17 protein-coding genes are annotated in these 17,803 nt (G+C 42.6%); 5 read left to right on the forward strand and 12 right to left on the reverse strand.

Annotated elements, in window-relative coordinates; genetic code table 11:
* Positions 1-188: hypothetical protein (locus AC58QM_RS26125; protein WP_497287742.1), on the forward strand; the 188-nt coding region annotated here is incomplete at its 5' end.
* A gap of 407 nt (positions 189-595) precedes the next feature.
* Here AC58QM_RS26125 and AC58QM_RS26130 read toward each other — a convergent pair.
* From AC58QM_RS26130 to AC58QM_RS26175, 10 genes are all read right to left on the reverse strand, one after another.
* Positions 596-1,858 (reverse strand): adenosylhomocysteinase, encoded by a 1,263-nt coding sequence (locus AC58QM_RS26130; RefSeq protein WP_497287743.1) that lies wholly within the window; start codon positions 1,856-1,858, stop codon positions 596-598.
* Positions 1,859-1,869: 11 nt separating this feature from the next.
* Entirely contained in the window at positions 1,870-3,504 is a 1,635-nt protein-coding gene (bshC, locus tag AC58QM_RS26135) for a bacillithiol biosynthesis cysteine-adding enzyme BshC (protein WP_497287744.1), read from the reverse strand.
* A gap of 156 nt (positions 3,505-3,660) precedes the next feature.
* Positions 3,661-4,635: an ABC transporter ATP-binding protein gene (locus AC58QM_RS26140; protein WP_497287745.1), complete on the reverse strand. Its 975-nt coding sequence runs from the start codon at positions 4,633-4,635 to the stop codon at positions 3,661-3,663.
* The gene (locus AC58QM_RS26145; RefSeq protein ID WP_497287746.1) at positions 4,628-5,665 is read right to left on the reverse strand and encodes an ABC transporter ATP-binding protein; all 1,038 of its coding nucleotides are present in this window, start codon (positions 5,663-5,665) and stop codon (positions 4,628-4,630) included. The genes AC58QM_RS26140 and AC58QM_RS26145 overlap by 8 nt, the downstream gene beginning before the upstream one ends.
* 13 nt (positions 5,666-5,678) lie before the next feature.
* Positions 5,679-6,611 (reverse strand): ABC transporter permease, encoded by a 933-nt coding sequence (locus AC58QM_RS26150; protein WP_497287747.1) that lies wholly within the window; start codon positions 6,609-6,611, stop codon positions 5,679-5,681.
* 3 nt (positions 6,612-6,614) lie between these two features.
* Positions 6,615-7,547: an ABC transporter permease gene (locus tag AC58QM_RS26155; protein ID WP_497287748.1), complete on the reverse strand. Its 933-nt coding sequence runs from the start codon at positions 7,545-7,547 to the stop codon at positions 6,615-6,617.
* A 98-nt stretch (positions 7,548-7,645) separates the two neighbouring features.
* A complete protein-coding gene (locus AC58QM_RS26160) occupies positions 7,646-9,331 on the reverse strand; it encodes a peptide ABC transporter substrate-binding protein (RefSeq protein ID WP_497287749.1) in 1,686 nt (561 codons plus the stop codon).
* 399 nt (positions 9,332-9,730) lie between these two features.
* Positions 9,731-10,132: a DUF3397 domain-containing protein gene (locus AC58QM_RS26165; RefSeq protein ID WP_497287750.1), complete on the reverse strand. Its 402-nt coding sequence runs from the start codon at positions 10,130-10,132 to the stop codon at positions 9,731-9,733.
* Positions 10,133-10,145: 13 nt separating this feature from the next.
* On the reverse strand, positions 10,146-11,099 hold the full coding sequence (locus tag AC58QM_RS26170) for a ketopantoate reductase family protein (protein WP_497287751.1): 954 nt from the start codon (positions 11,097-11,099) through the stop codon (positions 10,146-10,148).
* 89 nt (positions 11,100-11,188) lie between these two features.
* Complete coding sequence (locus tag AC58QM_RS26175) at positions 11,189-11,842, reverse strand: RsfA family transcriptional regulator (RefSeq protein WP_497287752.1); 654 nt, start codon at positions 11,840-11,842, stop codon at positions 11,189-11,191.
* 389 nt (positions 11,843-12,231) lie between these two features.
* Here AC58QM_RS26175 and AC58QM_RS26180 point away from each other — a divergent pair, with 389 nt between their 5' ends.
* Positions 12,232-12,462, forward strand: a complete 231-nt coding sequence (locus AC58QM_RS26180) for a DUF2626 domain-containing protein (RefSeq protein ID WP_028558057.1) — start codon at positions 12,232-12,234, stop codon at positions 12,460-12,462.
* A 32-nt stretch (positions 12,463-12,494) separates the two neighbouring features.
* On the opposite strand, the gene AC58QM_RS26185 is transcribed toward AC58QM_RS26180, so the two are convergent.
* Positions 12,495-13,625: a class I SAM-dependent methyltransferase gene (locus AC58QM_RS26185; protein ID WP_497287753.1), complete on the reverse strand. Its 1,131-nt coding sequence runs from the start codon at positions 13,623-13,625 to the stop codon at positions 12,495-12,497.
* 90 nt (positions 13,626-13,715) lie between these two features.
* On the opposite strand from AC58QM_RS26185, the gene AC58QM_RS26190 reads away from it, so the two are divergent.
* From AC58QM_RS26190 to AC58QM_RS26200, 3 genes are all read left to right on the forward strand, one after another.
* A complete protein-coding gene (locus tag AC58QM_RS26190; protein WP_497287754.1) occupies positions 13,716-14,684 on the forward strand; it encodes a hypothetical protein in 969 nt (322 codons plus the stop codon).
* Between the two features lie 100 nt (positions 14,685-14,784).
* On the forward strand, positions 14,785-15,882 hold the full coding sequence (locus tag AC58QM_RS26195) for a hypothetical protein (RefSeq protein WP_497287755.1): 1,098 nt from the start codon (positions 14,785-14,787) through the stop codon (positions 15,880-15,882).
* A 39-nt stretch (positions 15,883-15,921) separates the two neighbouring features.
* Positions 15,922-16,410, forward strand: coding sequence for a hypothetical protein (locus AC58QM_RS26200; RefSeq protein ID WP_497287756.1), 489 nt, complete (start codon positions 15,922-15,924; stop codon positions 16,408-16,410).
* Between the two features lie 42 nt (positions 16,411-16,452).
* On the opposite strand, the gene AC58QM_RS26205 is transcribed toward AC58QM_RS26200, so the two are convergent.
* On the reverse strand, positions 16,453-17,784 hold the full coding sequence (locus tag AC58QM_RS26205) for a PhoH family protein (protein ID WP_310226975.1): 1,332 nt from the start codon (positions 17,782-17,784) through the stop codon (positions 16,453-16,455).
* Positions 17,785-17,803: the final 19 nt, after the last annotated feature.

Raw genomic sequence — 17,803 nt, forward strand, 5'->3', positions numbered from 1 at the left:
GTTGGGGTTGGGGTTGGGGTTGGGGTTGGGGTTGGGGTTGGGGTTGGGGTTGGGGTTGGGGTTGGGGTTGGGGTTGGGGTTGGGGTTGGGGTTGGGGTTGGGGTTGGGGTTGGGGTTCTGACTCTGGCTCTGGCTCTAGTTCTGGTTCTGCTGGTCTTGCCCTGTTCTGGCTCTGGTTCTGGCTCTGATTCCGTTCCTGCTGGTATGGCTCTGGGTTGAACAAATCAGACGACCACCATACCATTCGAACCCTTTCCAAAATCTAACTGGAAAAAGTACATCTATTTCGGGGAATTCTCCTCGAAAACAGGAATTAGATGGAAAATATACAGCAATTTCCTCCTCATTAGGGCTATACCGAGGAATATCGCAAAATTAGCTGTACGAAATCCAGTTATTCCGCAAAACAGCTCCCTTTTGATTTATTTAACTGTATAAAATACATCTATTCAAAGAAGCAACTAGCCACAAGTCCTACCACAAATGCCTCCAACTAACCTCCTCCTCTAAACAAATACAAGTTTCGCAACACATCCCCATAAATAAAAAAACACCCTTCAATCCACAAGTGGACCAAAGGGTATTCCAATCAATTCTAGTGCTCATCCCAGCTGTCTAGGTAAGCTTTTTGCTCATCAGATAGAGCATCAACGCTAGTACCTAGTGATTCCAGCTTGTAGCGAGCTACTTGCTCATCAAGTACATAAGGAACATTCACAACTGTATTACCAAGTGATTCGTAGGCATCATTCACATGTTTCAAGGACATCGCTTGAAGCGCAAATGTCATGTCCATGATTTCTGCTGGGTGACCATCACCAGCTGCAAGGTTAACCAAGCGGCCTTCAGCGAGTACGTAAATTTTACGACCATCTGTCAATTGATATTCCTCAATGTTACGACGAACTGTACGCTTCGAAGAAGACAATGCTTCTAACTCTGGTTTGTTCACTTCAACATCAAAGTGACCTGCGTTAGAAAGAATCGCGCCATCCTTCATCACTTTGTAGTGTTCACCACGAATGACATCACGGTTACCTGTAACCGTTACGAAGAAATCGCCTAATTTAGCTGCTTCAATCATCGGCATAACTGCGAAACCGTCCATGTAAGCCTCTACGCCTTTGATCGCATCGATTTCAGTAACGATAACGTTAGCGCCTAAGCCTTTTGCACGCATAGCCACACCTTTACCACACCAGCCGTAACCTACAACTACGACCGTTTTACCTGCAACAACCAAGTTCGTTGTACGGTTAATGCCATCCCAAACGGATTGGCCAGTACCGTAACGGTTGTCGAACAAATATTTACAGTAAGCATCATTAACAGCAACCATCGGGAAACCAAGCTTCCCGTCTTTTTCCATCGCTTTCAAACGAAGAATACCTGTTGTTGTTTCTTCTGCTCCACCGCGAACATTAACTGCCAAGTCTTTGCGCTCGGAGTGCAAGAGTGAAACGAGATCGCCACCATCATCAATGATTAGATCCGGTTTGGATTCCAATGACTTAATAAGAAGTTCTTTGTATTCTTCAGGACTTGGGTTGTATTTCGCAAATACAGTAATCCCATCTTCTACAAGCGCCGCGCAAACATCGTCTTGTGTGGAAAGCGGGTTGCTTCCCGTGATCGTCACTTCCGCACCACCAGCTTGAACGACTTTTGCTAAGTAAGCTGTTTTGGCTTCCAAGTGCAAGGAAATCGTAACTTTCAATCCTTTGAAAGGCTGCTCTTTCTCAAATTGCTCACGAATCCGATTCAAAACCGGCATATGCGCTTGAACCCAATCAATTTTCAAATGACCATCTGGCGCTAACGCCATGTCTGTTACAATACTGTTTGTTGCAGTTGTCATGTTCGTTCCTCCTACAAATAATAGATACGGTGCAAGCCATCTACGGGTATCGGCGTTTGTATTAATGTATGTAGCCAAACATTCCCATAACGATTCAGATAAGCACACCCATTATACACTCTTTCTTGGGGCTTGGCTAACGGAAATATCGTAAGTCGAACTCGATCCAATTGCCGGATCGCCGCATCGAACTGCGTGTGGGATGCTTCGCTAGCTTTATGATGCAAATATTCGATTTGTTCCACGATTTTAGCCAGATTCGTATCACCAAGTTTCTTCACACCAGGGTTAATGCTACTGAGTGATTCTACTAAGGGAGCATACGCACTCAAGAAGGATGCTTTTACGTCCTCAAATCGCTCATTAAGCTGAAGTGTGTCTTGCGCATCCAACCAAGCTTGCTTCTTCTCATCAAAACGTTCAATAACATCTGTCAATGCGAGCTCATATTTGTCCATCTGTTTCTTGATCGTGCCTTCAATCAATGTGAACTCCATACGCGGCAATACAATCGGCATCCGCATGTGAAAATGTTCAAACGCTTGCTTCGTAAGTGCCCAGTAAGCAATTTCGCCAGGGCCTAGTACGGTCGCTAAGACTGGGAATAAAAATTCTTGCATAAGCGGTCGCGTCATCACATTGTTACTAAACTGTTCAGGCGTCGTTATCGCTTTATCTAGAAGCTCATCTTTCGAGTAAGTTACGATATGTTTCTTATCCGAAAATTGATCACCTTCACGCTGTAGCAGCAGTCTTGCTCCCTCTGCAAAAACGAACAAGTTCGCAGCTTGCTCATGTACCTCAGCTTGAATCCCGTAGCCAGCTTGACTAACCTCCGCTTTACTTTGCATCAATGCCGCAGCTAAGGTCTCGTTCTGCCCAATAATCCGCTCGAACATCGATGATTCCAACGCGCGGAGCGCAGGCTCATCAGAATCAATCAATACGAGACCATACTCCCCGAACAACATCGCCATCCATCGAGCAAAAGCATCTGAAAGCGTCGCTTCACCTTCTGAAGCTGAACGCATTTTATCTAACAAAGAAGCTTTGAATTCCGTATCCATCAATGACTGATCTAACTTATTCAGCGCCTCTTCCCACGCGTCAGAGGTTAATGGCAGGCGGCTCACAGAAGTCCTTGCTCCTGTAGGATGATCTACCTTCAACTTTTCAATTTGCTGCGCGCTAGAAAGAACATGAACATGATTGACTTCGTCAAAATCGTGATCCTCCCCAGCTATCCAGAAAATAGGCACAACGGGGCGCTGTAACTTTGCACTCCATTCACGAGCGGATTGGATAAGGGTGATTGCCTTATACAAGATCATGAGTTGGCCGCCAAACAACCCTGCTTGCTGACCACCCACTACGGCTAGCGTTTGCTTGTCGCTTAGAGCCGCAATATGTTCGAATGCAGTCTCGCCATTCCCTACACGTCTATTGTAGGCTTCTAACACCTCTACAAGGCGCTCACGCTGAACATGCGGAGCATCTTGAGCTCCATCTAACCAAGTGACGCGAGCTTGCCAATCTTGTTCATTTCCAAAATGATACGGAAACAACGCTTTCGCATTGCCTTTACCCGTTATATAATCTTCCGCCAATATTTGATTTTTCTTCCAATGAAAAGTTTCCATTTGCATATGCGACTAGTGTCTCCTCTTCATAACAAATAAAACAACTATCTTTTGATTGTACACGGTAGCCCTGAAATCGTCAAAACTGTATTTATTATAATTACAATTATGTAGGAAGAGTTTAATGATGAAAAGCCGCCCCAATCGGGACGGCTAAACAAATTAGTATAAGTGACAAGCAACAAAGTGGTTTGGTTCCACTTCTTTACTAGGCGGCATGGAATCTGCACACTTCGCCATCGCTTGCGGACAACGTGTACGGAACGGACAACCACTTGGCGGGTTGAGCGGACTCGGTACATCGCCTTGAAGAATAATACGCTCACGCGTACGTTCAATTTCTGGATCCGGGATCGGAATCGCCGAAAGCAGTGATTGTGTATACGGATGTAACGGCTTCGCATAAAGTGCGTCGGACGTTGTCACCTCTACAAGGCTTCCCAAATACATAACTCCGATTCGATCAGAGATATGCTTAACCATCGCCAAATCATGCGCGATAAATAGATATGTTAAGCCCATTTCTTTTTGCAATCTTTTGAAAAGGTTAACGACTTGAGCTTGTACGGAAACGTCCAATGCTGAGATTGGCTCATCGGCGATAATGAACTTCGGTTCAATCGCAAGCGCACGGGCAATCCCAATACGTTGACGTTGACCACCGGAGAACTCATGCGGGAAACGACTTGCATGCTCATCGTTCAAGCCGACAGCACGAAGCAATTCCATAACGCGTTCTTTACGTTTCGCGCCTTTGTACAACCCGTGAATATCAATACCTTCAGCAATGATATTCCCAACAGTCATACGCGGGTTCAAGGATGCGTAAGGATCTTGGAATACCATTTGCATATTCCGATTAAATTCCTTCAGCTTTTTCCCAGTCAGCTTATGAACATCTTCACCATCGAAAATGACTTCGCCTTCTGTAGCGTCATAAAGTTTAATAATCGTTCTTCCTGCTGTGGATTTCCCACAACCGGACTCCCCTACTAAACCAAATGTTTCACCGCGTTTAATTTCTATTGAAAAATTGTCTACGGCTTTTAAAATCTTGCCGTTTCCAAGATTAAAGTGCTTCTTCATATTGCGAATTTGCAAAATCGGTTGATCAGACTTAGCCACTGACTTAGACATGACTGCTACCTCCCACTCCTACAGGACGTTCAACCTTCGGTGCGTCAGGGTGAAGCAACCAGCAAGCTGCTGAATGAGTATCAGACAACACAGAATGAGCTGGATCTTCTTCCAGACAGTGATTCATCGCATATGGACATCTCGCTGCGAATGCACACCCTTTAGGCGGAGCGAACAAATCTGGCGGTGTACCAGGAATCGGCACAAGCTCTTCATTCGTGTTCGTATCCAACCGCGGCACTGAACGAAGTAAACCCCACGTATACGGATGCTGTGGCTCGTAGAAAATCTCATCTACGGTGCCTTGTTCAATAATTTTCCCTGCATACATAACCACAACGCGGTCTGCCATATCGGCAACAACCCCTAGGTCATGCGTAATTAATATAATAGAAGAGTCCGTTTTCTCCGAGATCGTCTTCATTAGATCAATAATTTGTGCTTGGATCGTAACGTCTAGCGCTGTTGTAGGCTCATCAGCAATAAGAAGCTTAGGCGAACAAGCTAGAGCAATCGCGATCATAATACGTTGACGCATACCACCTGAAAGTTCATGTGGATATTGGTGAATACGCCCTTCAGGCGAATTGATACCAACAAGCTTGAGAATTTCAATTGCTTTTTCTCTAGCTGCGCTTTTACTCAAACCTTCGTGCTTAATCAAACCTTCCGTGATTTGATCGCCGATTTTCATCGTCGGATTCAATGAAGTCATTGGATCCTGGAAAATCATACCCATTTCTGAGCCACGAATTTTCTCCATCTGTCTGTTGGATAGTTTGGTAATGTCCACTTTCCCGTCAAACATGATAGAACCGCTTTTTATATAACTAGGCGGAGTAGGAATTAAACGCATGAGCGTTTGTGCCGTTACGGATTTACCGCAGCCGGATTCACCTACAATCGCCAACACTTCACCTTTTTTCAAAGAAAAAGATACGCCACGAACAGCTTGAACTTCACCCGCATAAGTCTGGAATGAAACTCGTAAATCTTTCACTTCTAGTAAATTGTCTTTGGTGCTCATCATTATTCACCCCTTCTTACTTGCGCATTTTTGGATCTAGCGCATCACGAAGCCCATCGCCGAGAAGATTGAAGCTTAACAAAATCAAGCTGAAGATAATCGTCGGGAAAATAAGGCGATGCGGATATAACCGAATATAGTTAGCACCATCTGACAGTAAGTTACCTAGCGATGCCAGAGGCGGCTTTACACCTAGACCAATGAAACTCAAGAATGCTTCAGTAAAGATCGCAGATGGCACAACGAATGTGATCTGTACGATAATTATACCAAGTGCATTCGGGATCAAGCTACGCATAATTATTCTCATGGGAGAAGCTCCCAATGTGCGTGAAGCAAGTACGAATTCTTGCTCTTTGAGCGTCAACATTTGTCCACGAACAAGTCGGGCCATCGGTACCCACCCTGTAATACTGTAGGCGATAATGATGGACGAAACCCCCGAACCGATAACCATGATCAATAGAATGGCAATCAACAAGAACGGAATCGCATAAACAATCTCAATGGAGCGTTGCATAATTTCATCGACTTTTCCGCCGTAATAAGCAGAAATACCACCGTAAATAACACCAACGACCAAATCAATTAAAGCAGCTGTAATACCAATAAATAGGGAGATACGAGTACCCCACCATACACGTGTCCAAACATCACGACCGAAGTCATCTGTTCCAAAGAAGTGCGACCCGCTTGGCACCGCATTTTTAAGCTTCAAATTTTGAGTCTGATAATCGTAGCTCGAAACAAATGGAACGATAATCGCAAGCACGATTAAAGTTACCAATATAATTAAGCCAGCCATAGCCAGTCTATTTTTCTTAAGTCGTCTCCATGCGTCCTGCCAATAATTAAGTGAAGGTCTTACAATAACTTCACCAGTTAGAGATTTATTTGAAACGGGAGCAAACTTGAAGTTAGTCTCTGTTGATTCATTTGGAGTTTGCATGAACTATTTCCCGCCTTTCCCAAGACGAATTCTAGGGTCTACTAAGCCATATACAACGTCAGTAATAAAGATAACGACAATCAAAATTGCTGAGTAAAAGATAGTTAATCCAGAAATCATCGTATAATCGTTCGAATATACAGATGATACAAAGTGTTTTCCTAAACCTGGCACACTAAAAATTTGTTCAACAACTAACGTTCCTGTGATGACGTTTACAAATATTGGGCCAATTATCGTGATAACCGGTAATATCGCGTTACGAATTGTATGCTTAACAACAACTGTTATAGTTGATAAACCTTTTGATTTCGCTGTTTTAATATAGTCTTGATTCAAAACATCTAACATCGACGTTCTCATTAAACGTGCCAAAATCGCAATCGTACCGAATGACAACGCAATAGCTGGTAAAATCTTGTATTCTGGGCCTTTCCAAAGACCTGCAGGAAGAATTCCCCACTTCACACCAACATAATAAGATAGCATAGGCCCAAGCACGAAAGATGGAATGGAAACACCTAAGATCGCAATGAACATCGCTGTGTAATCGCCGGCTTTGTTATGTTTCAAGGCCGCAATAATCCCTAAAGTCAAACCAACAACAATTGCGATTACAATTGAAATTAATCCAAGTTCTAAGGATGAAGGGAAAGCTTGTTTAATAATATCTGTTACTTTGTGAGCAGGGAATTGAAAGGAAGCTCCTAGATCGCCATGAATGATATTGTTCATGAATGTTAGGTATTGTTGCCATAACGGCTTATCAAGACCATATTGCTTCAATAACATATCTCTCGTAGCTTTCGGGATCTTCTCAGCGCCTTCTCCTAAGGGATTACCTGGCAAATTTTTCATCAAGACGAACGTGAATGTAGCAATTAGCCATAACGTAATAAGCGCATATAGGAAACGGCGAAGAATGAACTTAATCATATTGCTCCTCCTTTATTAAAATATAAAACAAGAAAGTTAGAAGGGGCCGCTCCCACGAGGTGCGAACGGCCCCTTCTGTTTAAAACAACGTTACAAGATTACTTACCAACGGAAGCCCATTTCAATTCCCACTCTTGTCCAAACGAAGGAAGAATCAAACCGTTAATTGTTGGTTTTTTCAAGTAAGCACGAGTACGGAAGTACAACGGCGCTACACCTTGATCATCCATAAGGATTTTCTCAGCGTCAACCAAAGCTTTAGCACGTTTTGTAACGTCTGTTTCTGTTTGAGCACCTTTTACAAGCTTATCGTATTCTGGGTTGCTGTAATCACCTTCATCAAACTCGCCGCCAGTTACCCACATATCCAAGAACGTCATTGGATCGTTGTAATCTGCGCCCCATAGGGAAAGAACGATGTCGAAATCTTTTTTGGAGGAAAGCTCGATACGCAATGCGTGAGGAACTGGGTTCGCTTCAGCTACGTAATTAAGGTTTTGTTTCCATTGTGCAAGGATAAACTCAAGTGATTTTTTCGCAGTTTCCGTATCATCCGCGTTCACTTTCATTTTTGGAAGTTCTTTCAGACCAAGCTCAGCCAAACCTTCAGCAAGCAAAGTTTTTGCTTTAGCAGCATCAAACTTCGGTTGTGTGTCGCCAGCTGTTTTACGGAATTCGCCGCCCGCACCGTCAGAAGTACCACCTGGTACTAGACCAGTGGAAGCTACGGAACCGTTAGCAAGTACTGTATCTACGTAAGCTTGACGATCGATTGCCATACCAAGCGCTTGACGGATCTTTTTGTTAGCAAGAGCTGGTTGTTTTTTCACTTGATACATAAGGTATGAGTTCGTCAACTCTGGTTTAGGCAGGTTGTCTGGTTTACCTTTGTACAAAGTTAATTGGTCACGGTTGATTTCAGTCAAATCAGCCGCGTCTGTTTCATATAGGTTAAGTCCTGTATTTGTGTCTTTAACGATATTGATCGTTGCTTTTGTTAATTTCACATTAGCAGCATCCCAATATTTTTCGTTTTTCACAAGCTCAAGCGTTTGGCCATGATCCCATTTGCTCAAAATGAACGGACCAGCACCAATAACTTTATCAGCTTCTGCGCCATATTTGTCGCCAGCTTTTGTTACGAAATCTTCACGTTGTGGTAAGAAAGTACCAAACGCAAGCATTTGCGTAAAGAAAGCAACTGGTTTTTCTAGTTTAATTTCGATTTGCTTGTCGCTGATTGCTTTAACGCCAAGTGCATCTTGTGCTTTTTTAACATCTTCAGGAGTTTTCGCTTTAGTAACAGCTTCTCCACCTTTAATCCAAGCTACTACGAAGCTATATTGCCCTTTTGTAGCAGGATCTAATGTACGTTTGAAGGAATAAACAAAATCTTGTGCTTTAACTGGTTGTCCATCAGACCAGTTCGCGTTATCACGAATATCGATCGTGTACGTAAGACCATCAGGAGAGATTTTAGGCATATCTTTTGCAAGACCAGCTACTGCTTTACCGTCTTTATCTGTACGGTATAGACCTTCGTTAAATGCGCTAATAAAAGTAAAAGCAGCATTTGCAGTTGCTTTGGAGCTGTCCATAATCGGAGGCTCAGCAGAGAAATTGATTTTAATTTCTTGAGGTTTGTTAGAAGCTGGAGCAGTTGTACCTTTAGTACCATCTGTTGGAGATACCGCTGGTGTTTCTTCACTTTTGCCACAACCTACTGCTACGCTACCCATAAGCGTTAATGCTACTGCTGTAGTAACCCATTTTGTCGCTTTCATATAAACTCCTCCTTTAAAATATGTATGTCTAGACATCTATGGTTAGGTGTTTTGTCAGCTTTATTCACATAAACCTTACACCTTTAACCCGGAGACCAATGAAACCGCTTCTTTAATGTTATGTTACATTACTTAGACCTCTGGTAAAAAAAATTACTAGAGTCTACGCAAGGAATTATAACATATACGATGAGTTTGTCTACAATTAATTTACCTGCGACTAAATAACCAGTAAAAAAATTTACTCTCACGGTTTTTAATTATACAACCAACGGTCAATAAAATCTAGACGATTTTGTTTGTTATTTTCTACAAATCTCAAAGAAATATTACAAAGAAACACTAATTTATTCCCCAAAACATCCAATGATAGGTAATTCCAATTCCATTCTATGTGAACTATGTCGAAAAAAGGTAGTTTTTGCCGATATGCACAACAAACAACAGAATGTAAAGGGCCGATAATCCTACAAAGCTAAGGCGCCATACAAGCCTGCCTACTTTGATTAAATTAGTCTCCCCTTTCAAGTGATTTTGATAACCTCCAATAATACCAAAGGCAATTAACAAGATAAGTACAATTAACCAGAAGCCAAATTGCGTATGAAAAAGCTTGTTCCACATTAAGGACACAGATCCTAGTAGAAACAAGGTTGTAATATCCATAGTAAACCTCGTGGTCATCTTCTTATCCTTGAGAATAAGAAAGATGATAAACCAAAATAGAGCAAACGTTAGAAATGGCGCTACAGCCAGCATTGCATATAAAGTAGATAATAGACTAACGAATCCATTCAGCAAGAAGAGTCACCTCTTAATTTTCTATCGCTTTAATCATTCTATACACCATGTCATGCGTGGAAAGTTTGAGCCCCAGTTCTTCCGCCATCTTTACTAATCTACCATTTAAATAATCAATTTCCGTCTGTCGTGCAGCCTCAATATCCTGCAACATGGAAGAATGATTCATTTTCGTCGCTTCACATACCGTTAGAATGGTTTCCCACAGCTCATCTGGCAGCGCAATCCTCTTGAGATTCGCCAAGTTGAGCGCTTCTTCATATAGATCTTTCATGAGGGATCGACTCCATTTAGAACGAAGCAAGTCACCATTGGGTACACGTAGTATGGCAGTTAGCGGGTTGATGACAACATTGATGACTAATTTGCTCCAAATTCTGACCTCCATGTTGTTCGACAATTCCGCAAGAAATCCTGCTGATTTCAACATCTGCATGAAAAAAATATGTTGGTTATTTGGAGTAAGCTGCTTATTTGATTCCAAAACCCCGAAATAGGTGATTCCACGCCCTGTATGGCGGACCGAATTATGCCCATTTCGTTTAGCCCCCTCTGTTGTAACGGCAAATAAAAGCTTATCGTATCCGATAGCTTGGCTTAATTTAAGTTCATGTCCAATCCCATTTTGAAAACAAACGAGATAAGTCTGATCTGTCATTTGATTCCGAAGATAGGTGACAAGTTCATCTGTAATGGCAGTTTGTTTCACCATAAGAAAGATATAATCGACTTGCCGCTCATTCGGAATGACGTCTTCCCTCGTTTCCTCGGAATAGCTGCTATATACGATTGGTTTGGTGGAATCCGTAGTTTGCGACGCTTCCCCATCCAACTCAACCCCTTGCTTAGACAATTCACTGGCTTGTTCCGTAGTCCTAGTTACCACCGTTAACTGCGAACATCGCGGCGCAAGCTTAGCGGCAAAAAGAAGCCCCAGAGAGCCCGCTCCAACAACCATAATATGCATGCCATAACCACCCTTTGATTCATGTAACCTTATTATACAGCAAAAAAGCCACACACCAAGGTTCCCCTTGATCAGTGGCTTCGCTTCACTTACTCTACTCTTTCCAAATTACCGTTGGCATCCATTTTGAATCGAGGCTTCTCTTCTTCCTCTTCTTCAACTAGAAATGCCATTTTCCGAGCACGATCCATAATTTGAATAAGCGCTTTATAATCATCATTCACAACGCGATAATCGGTTTCAACTTCATTCACTTGTTTATTTAACTTATTATTTTCTCTGCCAAGTCTATCGAGTTCGTCCTCTTTATCCTGCAGTTCTTTCTCTAACGTTTTAATATGACGATTCATATCCTGATAGGTGCTGCGCCATTGCCGTAAGAAACGAATAACCGCATCTATAGAGAGCGTTTCTTCTGAAAATACTTCATTTTTACCCGTAGATACCTCTGGACTATCAAGTAAACCAATTGAAGATGATCCGGAAATTGAAACAGGTGCGTGCTTTTTCATCTGCGTGCGCTTCTGACGTTGCGCTTTCGCAATTTGAATCGCTGCTTCATATTTTTTTCTAACAAAGCTGTTCCAACGAAACCCACATGCAGCCGCAGTACGTCCAATGCGCTCCCCAACTTCTTCAAACGCAGATAATTGTGTACTTCCTTCTCGGATATGACGCAATGTCAACTCCGCTAAAATTAAGTCGTCTTCATCGCTCCATGCATCTTGTCTTATTGCCGACATAAGGCCAAACCTCCTAACAAATTATAGGGATCTTTGGTCGGAGAGCAAAGTCTCTCCATTTGGGAGCTTCGATTCCCTGATCAAATTCTCTCCTACCCGCGGATACATCATAAAGAAGAATCAATTAGTCAGACAGGTATTAATTGATTCGTTGCCATTATTACTATTTCTATGCCCGTACTAGAGTTCATAGAATCTATTTGATACTAAATGGTATTGCCAAATTTTTTGACACTCATACATGGGATTCGTATAAAAAGGAATACTACGACTATATGATGAAATGTTTTGAATTTCGTCACCGTTTGACGGTTTACACCACTGGGATCAAACGGTATAATGTGTTGTAGTTAAAGTGCAACGTGGTACGAGAGGGGGATGTAACGAGAATGGATCGCATGTTTCGGGTTCTAGGTTTTTGGACACTTGTTATCGCACTAATGAGCTTAGCTGGCGATATGATACCTATGTCTCTGATTTTCTTTTTTCAAACTGCCGTATTCGTCATTCTAGGCTATATGCGCTTGTCAGAACGTACTTACATATTGTTGTTCTGGGGATATATGATTATCTCTTTCAGCGGATTTACGTATTGGTCATTTTTCAAAATGTCCATCTAAGACAAACGACAAACGAAAAGGTGAATCGGCATTTATGCCGATTCACCTTTTTTAATTGCGATAAACACTTTAAACAATTCGCTCATTCCATCGCTAAGCAGCAATTGTCGAATCGAACGATTCCTTTTGGAAACTTCACTAAAAGGATTTGGATCGAAATGATTTTGCAGCTTTTCCAAAATGCCCTGCTCCACTAAGAACTGACGCTGCGTCTGCAGGAGGTAGGGTTCAAATCCACTGGAAACCGCGGCGGCTTGACATAAGCTAAAATTGACATGAGCTGTGATATCCTGCTCACCCGGGTCGATGAAGGGGTTCCCATGCGCTTCGTGCTTACGATAGCACATCAATGTCCCCTGATGCCGATGAGAGGCATATAACTCCTCTGCTACATCACCATAATCAATTGCAATGACGCAGCCGCTTATGATTCGTTCCGTAAGTCGATCATACCAATCTACGGCTTCTAGATTCACTTCACTAATCTGTCCGTCTTGCCATTGAACTTCTAGCGTGTTCAGATAGTCTAATATGCGTCCCGGCTTAAGAGGTAACCAGATTTCTTGGAAATTCGGTTCTTCCTCCTGCCAATGCACGTAGGATTCCAGGAATGCTTGATCCCTATATTGAATACGGTGAATCGGAAAAGCATCCAGCAGTTCATTGGCTAAAACATAGACAGATTCTGCTGGTTCCTCACTTAACCATGCCGCTTCTTCCATGAAACGAATTCGTTCCACATGTTCAATCAGCATTTCTTTTTGCAAGTGACGATGGAAGGCACTCGATTCAATTAGGGTATAAGTTACTCGTTCGTAGATATCAGGGGCAGATTGTCGTAATTCATTCAGGACATGGAGAGCCATACGTCCATTCCCTCCTCCCCATTCAACCACTTCAATACATGATGGCTGACCAGCCTCACCATGAAGTTGTTTTAATAGGAAGGTGGCTACCATTTCACCCATGATGGTACCAATGGAAGAGCTCGTATAGAAATCCCCTTGCTTCCCTATTTTTATTTGTTCTTTACGGTAATAGCCGCCTGGATCCTGATATAAGCATATTTCCATATAGTCTCGAAAAGTAATTCGTTGATTAACCGCTGAATTCATTCGCTCTTTTAGCGCTGATATAACACCCGTGTGACCTAGTTGATTCACAATTACTAACCCCCCAGTTCTTTACTTACAGACAAATGAATAGGAAACCCTTATAATGATAAAGGATTATGGAAGGAGAGACAGCCCAGCATGACTAAGAAATGGATGACCTTAACAGCGATAACGGCAATTAGCCTAGTCTCGTTGACTGCATGTACGGATAACACACAAGTTAAAGAAGCGTTTCAACAATCTGTTAACAAACAATCAGAAATGAAATCTTATACGTTCGAGGGAAGTACTACTCTCGCTATTTCTGATGGTTTAATGAAATCAGCTAACCCGCTTACTAACGGTTTGCTATCTTTGATCAGAGAGAGCACGATTACGTGGAAGGGCATCAGCCAGCTAGATCCACTCCAATATCAAACAGACTTACGTATAACACCAAAGGGCTCTACATCCCCTATCGATTTGCCAATTCTCATTAAAGATAGCAAATTGTATTTTAATATGCCAGCCTTAAATAAGACCGCAGATGAGTTTTACGCGATTGATTTGCAAAAAATGAACGGAACCACAGCCAGTCCACTAAAGGCGGACACATTAAAAAATACGCCTCAAGTTACAACGGCACTTACAAAATTAATCTTTGAAGGTATGGATGCCAAATGGTTCAAGCAAGCTAAAGATCCGATCAAACTAGCTGACGGCACTTCAGCAAAATCAATTCAAGTTGAGCTGACGACGAAAAATGTCAAAGATATCAACACACAATTTCAAGCCAAACTACCGGATTTCATAGGCACTTTACAAACGAATGGCCTCATTTCAGCTGATAAAGCAGATGCACTCAAGAAAAATGGCGCAGCCTCCCTTGCACTCAAAGCGCCAAGCAGCATGAAGATTGCGATTGATGATCAAGGTTTTATTCGTGATCAGGCACTGGATATTACATTCACTGTGACGTTAGACGGTAAAGCCCTCGATAATCATATTGAACTTCATCAAACCTTTGATGCGATCAATCAAAATGCACCACTAACGAAAGAAATTCCTTCTAAAGTGAAGAGTTTTGATGATATTCTCAAGTTGTTAACACCTTCATCTAAAAAATAGGAATAAGGTCTAATACTTACCTTTCCCCAAAGGTAAGTATTTTTTTGTGCTTCATTTAATAGAAATATGATAATCTATTCATAGGGGGAGAATACCATCAATGAATGCTAAGAAACTCACAGCGCTGCTGTTATCCATTGTTTTGCTCACACTACTTACGTTGCCTTACAGAGCCGCTTGGGCCGAAGAAACCAAATCTTCGCAAGACGAAGCCAAAGAGTTGCTCCAGAAAGGTCTAACTATTTTTGAGATTGACAAAGAAGTTGCTCGCCTTAACGACCAGGATGCCAAAATTGGTGATCAAATCAAACAGAATGAACAAGATATCGTGAAACAGAGCGGCAACGTGGAATCGACTCGCAAGCATGCAGGTAAAGTACTAAGAGCCTACTACACAGGCGATCGCGATTCGATCTGGATGCTGCTCTTTGCGGCCAATTCTTTCACCGATGTCTTGCGCATGTTCGAATACTTACAAATGATTATTACGAATGACCATCGCTCACTCGCGAAGTTCACGGATTCATTTGAGAAGCTCACTAAGCTGCAAACAGAACTAGCCAGTTCTCGGACAGAGCTGCAAGTTACCAAAGATAAGTTTCTACAGCAGCGTGAAAGACTCGTTAAGCTTCAAGAAGAGTTGGACAAACAACTAGCTGTCAGTGCGCAAGCTCAGGTCATAGCGAGCCAAATTAAGAGCTTAAATGATCAATGGAAGCAAGAAGGCTTACCTTTGGCGAGAGACTACTTGGATCAATTATCCATGGCGTTCCGTGATTTGCCGCAATTCCTAATGAAAGACACCAAATATATTAACTTCACTTCCAAAACACCGATCATCAGCCTGACGGATGCAGATTTCAATGCATATCTTCACTCCAAAAGCGAGCTGCTGCAAACGTTGAATTTTGAATTCAACGATGGTTCTATGGTGGCAACAGGCAAAAAAGGCGGATTGCAGATTGCGATCTCCGGAAACTTCACCCTGCTTACCACCACAGATGGAATGAATGAAGTTCGATTCGTCGTCGATGATTTAGAATTCAATGAATTCAAGCTGCCAGACACCACTATCGAAGACTTTACGAAAGAATTCCAGCTAGGCTTTATTCCAAAAAAAGTAGCCAGCTTCCTCGATGTGCTTAGTGTCGAGACGAAAAAAGGCGTGGCAGTTGTGAAACTCAAATTATCTCTGTAGACTAGTAGGGATAATGAATGCAAAGTGAGGACAACTACCATGGAATTCAAAATAGGTCTGATGATGGATCTGCCCGACGGAAAAATACCTGGCTTCTATGCCCAAATCGTAAAAGCACTTGCGGGTAAAGTCGAATTATTCGATCGCGATAAAGAATTATTGATTGTCAGTAACGAAGAGCAACAACGCGCCGTTCTTGCGGTGATGGCACAATTCAACATTGAAACAACACTGATGGACTTGCGTTTGCTTCATGATGAAGCAGAATTGACAGATCTATTTAGTGACTACGGTTTTACAAGCCGCGCTGAGCACAACTATTTGTATGACAAAATCGTGATCCCTTTCCGGTTCACAGCCAACAGTCCGTCTGTGGAGGTCGATCAAGCTGCACTCCAGGTTGAAGAGCACCTCATTGCGCAGTATAAGGACGGAGATCACGATGTCTACGTGGTTGATCGACAACTCGAAGAGCTCATGCACGGAATTGCCAAAGCCTATCGTTGCAGCATCGAAATCGTGCGTTAGTAAGCAAAAAGCCCACATCAGCTGATGTGGGCTTTTCTCATTTTATAGCAGATCGGCAGCCAATTGGGCTAGGTGCGAGCGTTCGCCGCGCTCAAGCGTGATATGTCCACTAATCCCTTCCTGTTTAAAGCGTTCTACCACATACGTAAGCCCATTACTCGAAGCGTCTAGGTAAGGATGATCAATTTGATCTGGATCCCCCAGGAGAACGATTTTACTGCCCTCTCCAACGCGTGATACGATGGTTTTCACTTCGTGCTTAGAAAGATTCTGTGCTTCATCAATGATAATAAATTGCCCAGGAATAGACCGGCCACGGATATAAGTTAACGCCTCTACTTGAATACTGCCTAGACCAGCTAGTATTTTTTCAATATCACCTGGTTTTTTGGTATCAAACAAGTATTCCAAATTATCATAGATCGGCTGCATCCAAGGGCGCAGCTTTTCATCTTTTTCACCAGGCAGGTAACCAATATCCTTGCCCATCGGAACGACCGGACGAGCAATCAGCAACTTCTTATACTTACGATCATCCTCAATTTTCATGAGCCCCGCAGCTAACGTAAGCAGCGTTTTACCTGTACCCGCTTTCCCAGTTAGGGTGACGAGCGGGATATCGTCATTGAGCAGAAGCTCAAGAGCCATTCGCTGCTGCGCATTCCGCGCGGCAATTCCCCAGATGGGATCATTACTCATGTAAAGCGGCTCAAGCTTTTTGGCATCTGGTGTAACTTTGAGCAATGCAGACTTGGAAGAACCGAGCTCATCACGCAGAATCACAAATTCGTGAGGATGCAGCATATAGCTTAGATTGAGTGAAGTAACGGTCAAGAAGCGATACGAATAAAATTCATCAATGATGGAAGGATGAACAAAGAGTGTGATATAGCCGGTATACATGTCGGTTTGAGCTACAATCCGATCTGTTAAGTAATCCTGTGCCGGAATACCTAGTACATCCGCCTTAATTCGGACCAATGTATCCTTACTAACGATAACAACTGGTCGAGCCTCGTCATTCTCTTGCTCTTCCAGATGGTAGTTCAATGCAACCGCTAGAATGCGATTATCGTTTGTTAATTCAGCAAATGTATCTTGCAGCTTCGCAAAGCTGCGATGATTGAGTTCCACTTTAATGCTGCCGCCATGTCCAAGTGTGATGCCATCGGATAAATTTCCTTTGGCTCTTAATCCGTCTAGTAACCTCGAAACATGTCTAGCATTGCGACCGATTTCATCCGCATTTCGTTTCTTAGAATCGATTTCTTCCAACACCACGGCGGGTATGACCACTTCATTATCTTCAAATGCGAATAAAGCATTAGGGTCCTGAAGCAGTACATTGGTATCTAACACGTAAATTTTTTTCATTGGTGTGTCCCCTCCCAGA

Source organism: Paenibacillus sp. J22P165 (assembly GCF_059692015.1).

Excerpts from the sequence above, each read along its gene's own strand:
- AC58QM_RS26130 (WP_497287743.1), bottom strand. The coding sequence starts at position 1,858 with ATGACAACTGCAACAAACAGTATTGTAACAGACATGGCGTTAGCGCCA.
- bshC (WP_497287744.1), bottom strand. The coding sequence starts at position 3,504 with ATGCAAATGGAAACTTTTCATTGGAAGAAAAATCAAATATTGGCGGAA.
- AC58QM_RS26140 (WP_497287745.1), bottom strand. The coding sequence starts at position 4,635 with ATGTCTAAGTCAGTGGCTAAGTCTGATCAACCGATTTTGCAAATTCGC.
- AC58QM_RS26145 (WP_497287746.1), bottom strand. The coding sequence starts at position 5,665 with ATGATGAGCACCAAAGACAATTTACTAGAAGTGAAAGATTTACGAGTT.
- AC58QM_RS26150 (WP_497287747.1), bottom strand. The coding sequence starts at position 6,611 with ATGCAAACTCCAAATGAATCAACAGAGACTAACTTCAAGTTTGCTCCC.
- AC58QM_RS26155 (WP_497287748.1), bottom strand. The coding sequence starts at position 7,547 with ATGATTAAGTTCATTCTTCGCCGTTTCCTATATGCGCTTATTACGTTA.
- AC58QM_RS26160 (WP_497287749.1), bottom strand. The coding sequence starts at position 9,331 with ATGAAAGCGACAAAATGGGTTACTACAGCAGTAGCATTAACGCTTATG.
- AC58QM_RS26170 (WP_497287751.1), bottom strand. The coding sequence starts at position 11,099 with ATGCATATTATGGTTGTTGGAGCGGGCTCTCTGGGGCTTCTTTTTGCC.
- AC58QM_RS26175 (WP_497287752.1), bottom strand. The coding sequence starts at position 11,842 with ATGTCGGCAATAAGACAAGATGCATGGAGCGATGAAGACGACTTAATT.
- AC58QM_RS26180 (WP_028558057.1), top strand. The coding sequence starts at position 12,232 with ATGGATCGCATGTTTCGGGTTCTAGGTTTTTGGACACTTGTTATCGCA.
- AC58QM_RS26190 (WP_497287754.1), top strand. The coding sequence starts at position 13,716 with ATGACTAAGAAATGGATGACCTTAACAGCGATAACGGCAATTAGCCTA.
- AC58QM_RS26195 (WP_497287755.1), top strand. The coding sequence starts at position 14,785 with ATGAATGCTAAGAAACTCACAGCGCTGCTGTTATCCATTGTTTTGCTC.
- AC58QM_RS26200 (WP_497287756.1), top strand. The coding sequence starts at position 15,922 with ATGGAATTCAAAATAGGTCTGATGATGGATCTGCCCGACGGAAAAATA.
- AC58QM_RS26205 (WP_310226975.1), bottom strand. The coding sequence starts at position 17,784 with ATGAAAAAAATTTACGTGTTAGATACCAATGTACTGCTTCAGGACCCT.